The organism is Amycolatopsis sp. lyj-23, from assembly GCF_046549135.1.
Classification (GTDB): domain Bacteria; phylum Actinomycetota; class Actinomycetes; order Mycobacteriales; family Pseudonocardiaceae; genus Amycolatopsis.
Window position 1 is genome coordinate 261,952 of the sequence record NZ_JAJPWN010000002.1, and the last position, 12,575, is coordinate 274,526.

A 12,575-nucleotide genomic window follows, 5' to 3' on the forward strand; every position below is an offset into this window, starting at 1 on the left:
TCCGTGTTCGGATTCCTCGCTGCGGCGAACCGCGCCGCCGCCCGCCGTCACCGGGCCACCGTGCTCGTGCTGGTCGCCCTCGGCTTCCTGCTGGTGCCCGTGTCCGCCCGAGCGGACGGCGCGAGCTGCCGGGACCTGTACTTCCCGGTGACGCTCGTGGCGCTGCCGCAGACGATGCACGGCACCCTGTGCGTGCCGGCCGGTGGTGCGGGCACGGTCCAGGTGCTCGTCCCCGGCGGCACGTACAACAGTTCGTACTGGGACATCGGGTACCAGCCGGAGATCCGGTCCTACCGGCTGGCGATGAACAACGCGGGGTACGCCACGCTCGCCCTCGACCGCCTCGGGACCGGAGGCAGCACCACGCCGCCGAGCGCGGTGCTGACGACGATCACCGAGGCCGCGGTGGTGCACCAGGTGATCCAGGCCGTCCGCTCCGGCGCGCGGGGACCGGGCTTCGGCAAGGTGATCCTGGCCGGGCACTCGTTCGGCTCCGGCACCGCGAGCATCGAAGCGGGCACCTTCCACGACGTCGACGCCGTGCTGGTCACCGGGCTGGCCCACCGGCTGAACGTCACGGGCACGACGGCGGTGTTCGCTGCCACCTACCCGGCCCTGCTCGACCCGCGGTTCGCCGCCGGCGGCTACGACCCGGGGTACCTGACCACGGTGCCGGGCAGCCGCTACGCGATCTTCCACGCCCCGGGCCCGAAGGTGGACGGGGTGATCGCGTTCGACGAGGCGACGAAGGACACCTCGGCCTACGAGCAGGCGGCCGACCTGTTCCCGGTCGGGATCGTGGCGCCCTATTCGCTGCTCATCGACCGGCCGGTCATGGTCGTGCTGGGCCAGGACACGGTGTTCTGCGGCCTGCTGGCCACCGACTGCTCGTCCGCGGCCGGCATCAAGACCTCCGAGACGCCGTACTACGGCCCCGGCGTGGACCTGACGACGTATGCGCTGCGGGGCTACGGGCACGCGATCAACTACGCGCCCAACGCGCCCGACTACTTCCGGGCCGTGATCGACTGGGCGAACCGCAAGGTCGGCCGCTGACGCGCAACCCGTGTCACCGCAAGTGATCGAGCGAAAGTTTCGAAGGCGCACCACAGACCGCGTTCCGGCGCCGCCGGAGTCCGGTCCGCCGTGTAACTTTCACGGCCGCACCGTCCTGTGTGGACTCCGTGTAGTGCTGTGAAGAGGCAAGGTGCCCGGCCCCGGCGGCCACGTCGCCGGGGCCGGTGCCGCCGCATTGACAACCCCTTCCCGGGAAGTTCAGGCTTGCGCGACGCATGTTAGCGATAACAGCGAAACCGATCTGGCCGTCCAACGGCGGGTAGCTGACCGGGAGAAGGTCGTCATGAAAAGAGCAAGTCTCAGTCGCGGGAGCCGGCACCTGATCGCCGTCCTCGCCGCCGCGGCGACGGTCGCGGTGACGGTGTTGTGGGGCGCCGGCGCCGCACAAGCCGACTCCACCGGCGCCCTGCGCGGTACCGGTTCGGGCCGCTGCCTGGATGTCCCCAACGCCAGTCAGACCGACGGCACCTCCCTGCAGATCTACGACTGCTCCGGCGGCGCCGGCCAGCAGTGGACCTCGACGTCCGCAGGCCTGCTGACGGTGTTCGGCGGCAAGTGCCTCGACGTCCCGGGCAGCGCGACCACCGCCGGGACCCGCGTGCAGATCTGGACCTGCCACGGCGGGGCCAACCAGCAGTGGCGGGTCAACGCCGACGGCACGATCGTCGGCGTGCAGTCCGGCCTCTGCCTGGACGTCACCGGAGCCGGCACCGCCAACGGCACCGCGGTCGAGATCTGGACGTGCAACGGCGGCAGCAACCAGCAGTGGACCGGCCTGTCCGGCACGCCGACCACCACACCGACGACCCCGACGAGCCCCGGCGGCAGCTGCTCGCTCCCGTCGTCCTACCACTGGTCGTCGACGGGCGCGCTGGCCCAGCCGAAGAACGGGTGGGTCTCGCTCAAGGACTTCACCAACGTCGTCTACAACGGCAAGCACCTGGTCTACGCGTCGAACGTCTCGGGATCGACGTACGGCTCGATGGCCTTCACCCCCTTCACCAACTGGTCCGACATGGCCTCGGCCGGCCAGACCGGGATGAGCTCCTCGACGGTGGCGCCCACGCTGTTCTACTTCGCCCCGAAGAACATCTGGGTGCTGGCCTACCAGTGGGGTGCCTGGCCGTTCATCTACCGCACCTCCAGCGACCCGACCAACCCCAACGGGTGGTCCGCGCCGCAGCCGCTGTTCACCGGCAGCATCTCCGGCTCCGGCACCGGCCCGATCGACCAGACGCTGATCGGTGACGGGCAGAACATGTACCTGTTCTTCGCCGGGGACAACGGCAAGATCTACCGGGCGAGCATGCCGATCGGGAACTTCCCGGGCAGCTTCGGCTCGAACTACACGACGGTCATGAGCGACTCGCAGGCCAACCTCTTCGAGGCCGTCCAGGTCTACAAGGTCCAGGGCCAGAACCAGTACCTGATGATCGTCGAGGCGATGGGCGCGAACGGCCGGTACTTCCGCTCGTTCACCGCCAGCAGCCTGAGCGGTTCGTGGACGCCCCAGGCCGCCAGCGAAAGCAACCCCTTCGCGGGCAAGGCCAACAGCGGCGCGAGCTGGACCAACGACATCAGCCACGGTGACCTGGTCCGCAGCAACCCGGACCAGACCATGACCGTCGACCCCTGCAACCTGCAGCTGCTCTACCAGGGCAAAGCACCCAACGCCAGCGGACCGTACGACCAGCTGCCGTGGCGGCCGGGCCTGCTGACGCTGCAGCGCTAGCCGGATCCGCGACGACCGCAAAAGAAGGGGAGCCCCAGCCGTCCACCGGCTGGGGCTCCCCTTCTTTTGCGAAACCTTTTCGCCGAAATGGCGCGGACCATCTCGTCCGTGCCGTTCGGTGACACCCGGACGGGTCGAAAAGGTTTATGCGGCGGAAAACGTCTCCGCCGCGGTGTTCACTCGTCAAGGCGATCATGATCTTGTTCCGGTGGCAGGTTCCTCGATCCGTCGGCTAGCGTCATCCGGGCCGGGGAAACGGCGCGCCACAAGCGCTTCGCCGACCGGCTTCCCCGAAGGTGTCCGATCAGCACATCCGAACGGCCTTCGATTCCGGGCAAGACAGGTTGGCTCCTCGACGGGGAGAAGGAAATGTCATTCGGCAATGACGCGGAGACGATTCCGCGTGCCCGGCGATCGGCCGGAACACCCCGCGCCTGCCGGGTGCTGGCGGTGCTGCTGCTGGCTTTCGCGTCCGTGTGCCCGGAGGCGCACGCCTATCCCTCCCGGGTGCAGGTGTTCGTCGCGAACAGCGGTTCCGACAACGTGACGGTGTACGACACCCGGATGCAGCAGGTGGTCGCGACCGTCCGGGTCGGACACTCGCCGGTGGGCGTGGGCGCCGCACCCGACGGCGACCGGGTCTACGTGACCAACGAGCTCTCCGACACCGTTTCGGTGATCGACGCCCACACGTATTCCACGGTGGCCACGGTGCCGGTGGGCCTGCACCCCTTCGGGGTCGCCGTCGCCGGCTCGCACGCCTACGTGACGAACTTCGGCGCCGACACCGTCTCCGTGCTCGACACCGCGGCGAACACCGTCGTGGGGGAGATCCCGGTCGGCCGCTTCCCGCACAGCCCGGCCGCCAGCCCGGACAGGCGCCGGGTGTACGTGACCGACAACGGCGCGGCCACGGTGTCGGTCATCGACGTCGCCTCGGACCAGGTCGTGGCCACGCTGCCGGTGGGCCGCTTCCCGGCCGGGATCGCGGTCAGCCCGGCGGGCGACCGGGTCTACGTGGCGGCGACCGGCGCGAACAGCGTCAACGCGATCAGCGCGTCCGGGCCGACGCTGATGACGACGCAGCCGGTCGGGCAGGTCCCGATGGGGATCGCGGTCACCCCGCGCGGCCAGGTCTACGTCGCCAACGCCGGTTCCGGCACGGTGACCGTGCTGGGCCGCAACCAGCCGGTGTCGATCCCGGTGCAGAACGAGCCCGAAGGCGTGGCCGCGGCGCCGGACAGCAGTTACGTCTTCGTCACCAACTCGGCCTCGGGCTCGATGTCGGTGATCGACATCGCGACGACACCGTCATCGCGACCGTGCCCGTGGGCAGCGAACCGGAAGGTCTGGCTGTCACTTCGTGACCCGCGTTCGCGGGAAACGGACAATTGATTGACAATACCTGTCACATTTCCGACCGGACGAGGTCGTCACGATAGCGTGCGACATCGCGAAATCCGGGCTGGGAGTGGGATGACGGGCGAGGAGAAATTGCCACCGTACCGTGCGGCACTGGTTGTGGACACGAAGGAGTTCGGTGGTCAGTCCGACCGCGGGCAGGCGACGCTCGCGGAGGCCATCCCCGACGTCCTCGCGCTCGCCTTCGACCGCGCGGGTCTCGGTCACGTCTGGCGCGAGGCGTTGTTCCCCCACGGCACCGGTGACGGTTTCGGGCTCGGCTTCGGCACCAGCCACCTGCCCGCGGTGGTGATGCGGTTCTTCGACGCCCTGCAGGACGTGCTGGCCGAGCGGGACGCCCGGCTGCCCGCCACGGCGGGGCGCGTGCGGCTGCGGATGCGGGCGAGCCTGAACGTGGGCCCGGTCCTGGAGCCGGGGCCGGGGCCCGGCTCGGCGGCCGCGATCGGCGGCGCGGTGGTCACCACGCACCGGCTGCTCGACGCGCCCGAGGTGCGCGAGCTGCTCACCCGATCGGATCCCGGGCAGACCTTCGTGGCTGTGGCGTTGTCGCAGCGCGTCTTCGAGGACGTCCTGCAGACGGAGTACGCGCGGTTGCCCTCGTCCTTGGTGGTGGCCCGCCGGGTCGGGGTCAAGGAGTACTCGGGCACGGTTCACCTGTACGTCCCCCGGCCGAGCGGCGACCTGCTGACCCACGGCTTCGGCGCCGACAACGACCCCGCGCCGGCCGGGGCGGAAACCCCGCGGCCGACCGGGGCGGCGAACCTCATCACCGGCGGGAGCTTCGGCACGGCGATCCAGGTCGGCCACCTCGACGGCGGCCTCCGGCACGGACCCGAGTAGGCGCCTGCCGTGGCGGAGCACGAAAGCCGGTACCCCCGCAACGAAATCAGCGGCTCGGCGGCGCAGTCCGTCGTCCAGGCCGGCGAGGTGCACGGCGGGCTGCACATCCACGAGTGGCGGCGGCGACGGCGTGCCGACGAACTCGACGATGCCGCCGACGGCCTGGCCCACGCCGTGTTGGCCCAATGGCAACAGGAGGAGGACATCCGGCGGGTGCACGATCCGCTGCCGCTGGCCGTCCGCTGGCAGGTCGCCGGGCCGGAGGTGATGGACCACTGGGCGAACATCCGGGGTGTCCCGCCCGGCGCCGCCGCGGAGCCGCTGGCGCTGGCCGGGCGGCTCGAGCGGATCGTGGACGTCTTCCGGCAGATCCCCTCCCGGAGGCTCGTGGTGCTCGGCCGGATGGGGGCGGGCAAAACGGTCCTCACCATGCGACTCACCGTGGACCTGCTGTCCCATCGCACGCCCGCCGAGCCGGTGCCGGTCATCTTCGACCTCGGCACCTGGAACCCGGAGGCGATCTCGCTGACCCGCTGGCTGGAGAGCCGGCTCGTGCGCAACTACACCGGCATGGACCACAGCAGCCGCTACGGGACCACGATCGCCGCCGACCTGCTCAGCACCCGGCGGATCCTGCCCGTCCTGGACGGCTTCGACGAAATCGCCGTCGGGTGGCAGCGAGCGGCGCTCGAAATGCTGAACGCCTGCACCCTGCCGTTCGTGCTCACCAGCCGAACGGCCGAATTCCGGGCCGCGGTCACCGAGACCGACGTCGTGACCGGGGCGGCGGTGGTCGAACTGGGCGACACCACCGTCGACGACCTGGCCGACTACCTGCCCCGGACGGCGCGCTCCGCCGACGGCGGCACGGCGTGGAGCCCGATCATCGCGGCCCTGCGGGCGAACCCGCCCACCCCGGCGGCCGCGAACCTGCTGCGGGTGCTGTCCAGCCCCTTGATGGTCGGGCTCGCACGGGCGATCTACAGCGACGACCGCCGCAACGATCCCGCCGAGCTGCTGGACACCGGTTCGTTCCCCGGACCCGCGGAGATCGAGGACCACCTTCTGGCGGTCTTCGTGCCCTCCCTGTACCGGCGGCGCGCCGCGGATGCGGGCCGGTGGCCGGCGGACCGCGCGCACCACTGGCTCAGCGCACTGGCCCGTCGGCTGGACCGCGACGGTTCGCACGAGGTGGCCTGGTGGCAGTTCGCCAAGGCGGTGCCCCGGATGTCCACCGCCCTGACGTTCAGCGTCCTCGGCGCGCTCGCCGGCGGGTCGCTGCCCGGTCCCGCCGGCTTGCGGTTCGTCTTCGGCTGCATCCTGGTGTCCAGTTTCCCGCTGTGGCTCGTCCTGAAGCTCGCCGGCGGTCTCCCGACCGGGCTGGTCTTCGGGCTGGCCGGCGCGATGATGTTCGGTACCGGCCCCGGACTGCCCGTCGGGCTGGTGGCCGGAGCCGCCGGCGCCCTGCTGGACGAACGCCGGGGGGTGCCCGGTCCGTTGCGGGCGAACCTGCCGGCCCGGCACAACGTCCGCCGGTCGGCGACCGCGCTGGTGATCATCGTTTCGGCCGGCGCGGCGGCCGCGCTGGTCAGCGGGTTGGCGGCGGGGTTCGGTGCCGGGCTGGCCGGTGGACTGGGTGTCGGCTTGGCCGTCGGCCTGGCCGGGCTCGTCACCCAGCCCGCCGACACCGCCCGGGTGGTCGACCCCGGTTCCGTCCTTCGCGCAGACCGCTTCGGCGTCCTGTTCCTCGGCTCACTGGGCGGTGCGCTGTTCGGCGCCGTGTACGCGATCGGAGCCGCCGGTTCCGCCTGGACCGTCGTCGTGTCCAGCCTCACCTTCAGCCTCGTCGGCGTGCTCGCCCTCGGCCTCGGCTCGGCGTGGGGCGGCCTGGTCGTCGCCCGCGCGTGGCTCGCCCTGACCGGGCAACTCCCGTGGCGCGCGATGGCGTTCCTGGCCGACGCCCACCGCCGGGGCGTGCTGCGGCAGGCAGGGGCGGTCTACCGGTTCCGGCACGTACGCCTGCAGCGAAGCCTCGGCCGGGCCCAGCCGGTCCGGGCACCTCAGGAGTAGGTCCAGTGGCCGAGCCACGACTCGCGCCACGCCACCGTCAGCTCGCTGACACCGTCCACACCGGACCGGTCCACGTGGGCCTTCCACGCCTCCTCCAGCGCCGCGCACAGCTTCGACGCGGGTGGTTCGCCGCCGCTCGCGGAGAAGCAGCGCAGGACCGAACGGGGGAGGGCCAGCTTCGCCTTGCCGCGCAGCACCGACTGCTCGGTGGCGCGGCAGATGAGGTACTCGACCGTGGCCAGCCGGCCCGCCGGGACCGCCGAACCCGCCGTCGCCCCGGGCACCTCGGGCGCGATCTGGTCCAGCGCGCGGTACAGGCAGTCCAGCGGGGCGGCCAGGCCCTGGTGCTGGCGGGCGATCTCCCACGACACCCACACGGCCAGCGAGTCGGGCATCTGGCCGGGGCGGTAGGCGAACGCCGGACCCGCGAAGGTCTGGTAGTCACCGGTGGGGTCCTGCGGGGACGTGCCGGGGCCCTCGGGGTCCGGCGGCAGGCCGAGCCGTTTGAACAGCTCGCGCAGCAGCTTGTCCGGCCGGGCCGGGGTCGAGGGCTCGGCGAGCAGTTTGCCGAGGATGCGGCCGAGCCGGTCGGCGGCCACGCCGTGGATCGCCAGCTGCAGGTGGACGAACGCGACGTCCGACAGCGTCGTTCCCGCGCAGCCCACCACGCCCACCTGCGGGTACCGCTGCAGGAAGGAGACGATGGCGTGCGTGGAGCCGACCCGGGCCGGCCCGACGAACGTCACCGGCAGGCACGTGCCGATCCGCTGGCGGGAGCGCAGATCACCGCGGTACAGCGGGGAGAACGAGCCGTCGGCGTGGCAGACCTCGAACCAGTTCCCCTGCCGGTGACCGGGCCGGGTGTCGGCGAGCCAGAAGGCGTAGCCGTGCTTTTCGCACAGCTCGCGGAACCGGTCGGCCAGGTCGAACCGGGCGGCGGCGGACGCGTCCCGCAACGCGATCGCGAATCGCACGGCCAGTGACGCGCACGGGGACGCGACCTCCTTGCGGGTGCGCAGGTCGTGGTTGCGGGTCTTCACGATCGTCGGCAGCTGGACCGGGCACTGCAGGGACAGCAGCGGCGCGCCGACCAGCGAGGCCGCGGCGTCGGCGATCTCCCGCAGCAGGTCGCGCACGGCCAGGCCGTGCCATTCGCAGACCTCGCCGGCCGCCGGGTCGACGGCGATCAGGCCTTCGAACGTCTGCGCGGACTCGTAGATGAACGTCGGGTTGGGCGAGGTCGTCCGGTGGAACACCCAGCCGCCGTCGCTCTGGTGCGGGCGTACCGCCGCCGGTGGGTCGGCGGCGGGCGCGGCCGGTTCCGTGCCGTCCGGGGGCCGGCGGGTGCGGGTGCCGATCACGACGCCGGCGCCGTTGGTGGCCGAGCACAGCGTCTCCAGGAAGACCGCGCGGTCGGCGTCGGCGGCCACCAGGTCGCGCAGGTAGCCGTGGCGGGCCATCGCGTGGTGGACTTCGAAGTCCACTTCGGTGATCGGCTGCCGCGCGATCTCGAAGCCGGCCCGGGCCAGGTCGGCCACGTTCCGCACGGAGATCCGTTGACCGCGCACGTTCACCGCCCCCCGGAGGAGTCGAACCGGACGTCGGCTTCCAGCGGCCTGCGGCGGTCCCACGCCCCGGCGCCCGCCCACCGCGGTGCCCCGATGCGCGAGAGCGGGATCGCCGATTCGCGCCACGACGCCTGGCCGAGCAGCACGAACGCGGCGAGCACCGGCAGCCCGACCGCGACCGTGAGGGTGGCCTGCACGACCTCGCCCCGGCTCTGCGTCGCGACGGCCGCGGCGAACGCGGCGACGGCGGCGATGCTCAGCTGGACCAGCGCCTGCGGCAGCGTGCCGAGGTACCCGAGCACGGTGCGCCGCGGCGGCAGGGACAGGCGGCTGTAGAGGAAACCGGGCAACAGCAGCAGCATGGTGATCACGGACTGGCCGTCGCCGATGTGGCCGAGGCTTTCGGTGGCGGCCCGGCCGTAGGGCCACGGCCGGCCGACCAGCAGCCAGCCGAGCACGAACGAGACCGCCGCGACGGCGAGGGCGTAGAACGTCACGTTGAGCGGCCCGGACTTCGTCGAGTCCTTGAGCACGAGCGTCGCGCGCACCCGGACGTGGTCCCCGCGCGGGTCGCGGCCGCCGGACCGGCGCCAGTACGCCCGCGCCTCGTTGTCGGCGATGCCGTTGACCAGGACGAGGTCCTGGCCGAACTCGCGGTCGGTCAGTTCGCGCGCGGCCGCCCGCAGGTTCGCGGCGGTGAACTCCGGGTGCCGCCGCAGCGAGTTGTCCAGCTCGCCCGAGTCCGTCCGCACCGCTTCGCCCGTCGTGGCCGCGGCGGCGAGCCGGTGGCAGGCCGGCATGCTGCGCGCGGACAGCTCCACGCCCGACTGGCCGGCCTCCCACTTGCGGCGGCGCAGCAGGTCCGCCAGGCGGCGCAGCACGGTCTGCGCCTGCAGTTCGAGGATCTTGTGCCGGCCGCCGTCGGTTTCCTGCAGCGGCGCGGCGTCTTGGCGTTCGGCCAGCGAAGCCAGGTCTTCGGCGAGGCAGCCGACCTGGTGCTCGTCGGCGTCGGTCGAGAGGTACATCCGGGAGATTTCGGCTTCCGGGGCCGTCCGGGCGACCAGGTGGTAGGACTTCAGCGTCGCCGGGATGACGGTTTCGTAGCTGACGACGTAGCCGCGGCGGCTGGCCGCGAGCCGCCGCCACTGCTCTTTCGCGACGGGTTGCCGGGCGTCGACGTGCAGCGGGGTTTCGTAGCTGAGCCGGTGTTCTTCGGCCGAGTCGTCCAGGGCCACCACGAGCATGTAGTCGCGGACCGCGACGTTGAGCAGGTAGGCGTATTCGACCAGCAGCCCGGCACAGCCGTCGAGGATGTCCAGCGCCAGCTCCCGGCACTGCCGCCCGTACCCATGCACCGTGCCGTCGGCGCCGGCCAGCGCGAACTCCTCGTCCGGGTGGTTGCGCTCGGTGAGCAGCGTCAGCAGCGCCTGCTGGACCAGCCAGCGCGGCTCGTGCACCTGGAACAGGAACATGTTCAGCTCGTGCTTGGCGGTCTGGGCGTTCTCGTCGCCGGCCAGGATCCCGCGCAGCAGCCGGTAGAGCCCGGCCGCGACCAGCCGGGACGCTTCGTGCTGGGTCAGCCGCGGCAGTTTCTGCCCCGCGCTGTCGAACACGTCGACGGGGCTGGCGTCCCGGCGCGGCAGCCGGGCCAGCGGCACCCACAGGGAACGCTGGCGGTCCGGTCTGGAGGTGGCCCGCTCGCCGTGTTCGCGGCCGATGAGGTCCTGCAGCTGCGTGCCGGCCTGGCGCTGGCCTTCGTCGAGCAGTTTGAGGCTGACGTCGACCTCGGTGCTGCGCCGGGCGGTGCCGTGCTCGACGACGGTCAGCCGTTCGGTCAGCCGGCGCACGTGGTTGAGCCGCAGCGAGGTGTCCAGCAGCGCGAGCCCGACGGCGGCCCCCTGCCGGGACAGGCGGGGCGGAGCACCGGGGATGGGAATGGTCTTGATGGCGTGCCGAAGGCTGTCTATGCCGTCCACACCAGTGAGCGTAGGAGGTCCCGCGTCCTCGTACGAGCGAATGGCGATACCCGCACCCGCCTGCCGCCCGGCGTCGCCGTTCAGGCCCCCGTGAGCACCGGGTGGGCGCGGATCCGTTCGGCGAGCTCCCTGGCTTCCCGGGAATTCCGGTAGGGCGGGGTGTCGAGGGTCGCGCAGATGCCGGAGAGCCGGGTCGCCAAGTGGGCGACACCGGCGGTGGCGGCGGTGCTGATCACCGGGTCGAGTGCGACGTCGGCGGCGTCCAGTTCCCGCGCGGCCAGGTACCCGTCGGTCATCTCCAGCCGGGTGGAGGCCTCGCCGCCGTAGCGGCGGTGGCGTTCGGCGTCGGTGGTGTACAGCCGCAGTGCGCGTTCGGCGGCTTCGATCGCCAGCGCCGGCTCGCCCAGCTGCACCCAGGCGCCGGCGTTGCAGAAGGACTGCCGGGCCTCGTCGAACCCGAACTCGCCGCCGACGAGGTCGTGCAGCTGCTCGGGCTCGGTGGCGTGGTCGCGGGCGCGGTGGCCCATGCCGATGACCTTCCGGGTCTCGCGGACGTCGCCGAGGTGGGCCCAGGCGCGGCTTTCGATGTTGCACAGCCGCACGAACCCGGTGCCGTGCCGCAGGAGCTCGCGACCGGCCTGGGCCAGGTTCGCCGCCTCCCGCGGGTTGCCCGACCAGAACGCGATGAGCGCCTGGGTGCCGCGCAGCCAGGCTTTGAGTCCGTTGTGGCCGGTGATCTCGGCGTAGACCCAGGCGGCGCGCGACTGTTCGGCGGCGGCGCCGTAGCAGCCCAGCTCCATGCTGGCGTTGGCCAGCAGCCCGCACGTCTGGCCGGCGAGCAGGTAGAGGTGCGACTGCTGGGCGGGGTGGGCGCGCCGCCCCAGCAGCTGGTAGACGCGGTCGCGCACGCGGACGAGCTCGCCGAAGGTCTCGGCGGGCCGGGCGCGGATCGAGGTGCGGGCGAGCTGGACGACGTCGTGGTCGAGCTGTTCGAGGGTGATGGCGCCGACTTCGGTGACTTCGGCGCGTTCGGCGTGCGCGCCGGACGCGTGGGCGGCGGCGCGGACCGCGGCGGCGCTGAGGGGCCCGGAGGCGGCGGCCGGGGGAGCGGTGGCGGTGGCCGGCTCGGCCGGCGGGAGCTGGTCGAACACCAGCCGTTCCGGCTCGGGCAGCAGCGGCAGTTCGTCGTCGCCGAGCAGGACGCGGGGCACGGTGCCGTAGACGCGGGCGAGCAGGGCGAGGACGTGCACGGTGGGCCGGGTGCCCCGCCGCGGCCACGCCTCGTATTCGCTGATCCGTTTGCCGGTCATCGGGGCGCGGCCGTCGCCGAGCAGGTCGTTGCAGCGCGCCGCGACCGCGGTCTGGGACAGGCCGTGGGTGTAGCGCCAGGCCTGGCGCGGGTTGAACTGCCAGCGCCGCGCCATTTCGGCGGCGATCCGCGCCGGTTCGCAGCCGCCGGCGAGCAGCTGGTGCCGCAGCCGTTCGCGCTCGGGCTTGCTCCCGGGCTTCGCCCCGCTGGTTCCCATGACGCCGCTCCCGACAAGCGATCCCACCGCCGACGGTCGGTCACCGTAGCGCATCACCGCAGCCGGTGGCAGTCCGCGGAAAATCCGGCGAAAACTCCCCTCCCGCGGGAATCCGGCGGCGGAGCCCGCTCGGGAAGGCTGGTCCGCTGCACCGAACCGAGGGAGGATCCGTGTCCGGTCTTCGCGCCACCGCCGCCACCGGCCCGCGGCGGCGGTCGTGACCGTGCGCTGGGTCGAAAACCCGCGCGGCGGCGGGACACCGCCCGAGCCCGTCCGCCCGGCGCCCGCCGCGCCCGGCCGGCCCGCCGAAACCACCCGGCGCACCACGGACGAGCGGGCTCGCCGGTGACGACCGTCGAGGAGG

Annotated in this window: 8 protein-coding genes; 5 read left to right on the top strand and 3 right to left on the bottom strand. The window is 72.4% G+C overall.

Going from position 1 to position 12,575, the window contains the following annotated elements:
- Positions 1 to 3: 3 nt before the first annotated feature.
- From ACLJPY_RS04125 to ACLJPY_RS04145, 5 genes are all read left to right on the top strand, one after another.
- On the top strand, positions 4 to 1,056 hold the full coding sequence (locus ACLJPY_RS04125; RefSeq protein WP_410586653.1) for an alpha/beta hydrolase: 1,053 nt from the start codon (positions 4 to 6) through the stop codon (positions 1,054 to 1,056).
- Between the two features lie 304 nt (positions 1,057 to 1,360).
- Entirely contained in the window at positions 1,361 to 2,809 is a 1,449-nt protein-coding gene (locus ACLJPY_RS04130; protein ID WP_410586654.1) for a non-reducing end alpha-L-arabinofuranosidase family hydrolase, read from the top strand.
- Positions 2,810 to 3,178: 369 nt separating this feature from the next.
- On the top strand, positions 3,179 to 4,204 hold the full coding sequence (locus ACLJPY_RS04135; RefSeq protein ID WP_410586655.1) for a beta-propeller fold lactonase family protein: 1,026 nt from the start codon (positions 3,179 to 3,181) through the stop codon (positions 4,202 to 4,204).
- 126 nt (positions 4,205 to 4,330) lie between these two features.
- The gene (locus ACLJPY_RS04140) at positions 4,331 to 5,071 is read left to right on the top strand and encodes a hypothetical protein (protein WP_410586656.1); all 741 of its coding nucleotides are present in this window, start codon (positions 4,331 to 4,333) and stop codon (positions 5,069 to 5,071) included.
- 9 nt (positions 5,072 to 5,080) lie between these two features.
- On the top strand, positions 5,081 to 7,141 hold the full coding sequence (locus ACLJPY_RS04145) for an NTPase (protein WP_410586657.1): 2,061 nt from the start codon (positions 5,081 to 5,083) through the stop codon (positions 7,139 to 7,141).
- Here the strand turns inward: ACLJPY_RS04145 and ACLJPY_RS04150 are convergent.
- The 3 genes from ACLJPY_RS04150 to ACLJPY_RS04160 form a co-directional block, all read right to left on the bottom strand.
- A complete protein-coding gene (locus ACLJPY_RS04150) occupies positions 7,132 to 8,688 on the bottom strand; it encodes a hypothetical protein (protein ID WP_410586658.1) in 1,557 nt (518 codons plus the stop codon). The two genes, ACLJPY_RS04145 and ACLJPY_RS04150, sit on opposite strands and share 10 nt — an antisense overlap.
- A 23-nt stretch (positions 8,689 to 8,711) precedes the next feature.
- A complete protein-coding gene (locus ACLJPY_RS04155; RefSeq protein WP_410586659.1) occupies positions 8,712 to 10,685 on the bottom strand; it encodes a hypothetical protein in 1,974 nt (657 codons plus the stop codon).
- Between the two features lie 80 nt (positions 10,686 to 10,765).
- Positions 10,766 to 12,211, bottom strand: coding sequence for a hypothetical protein (locus tag ACLJPY_RS04160; protein ID WP_410586660.1), 1,446 nt, complete (start codon positions 12,209 to 12,211; stop codon positions 10,766 to 10,768).
- Positions 12,212 to 12,575 lie beyond the last annotated feature (364 nt).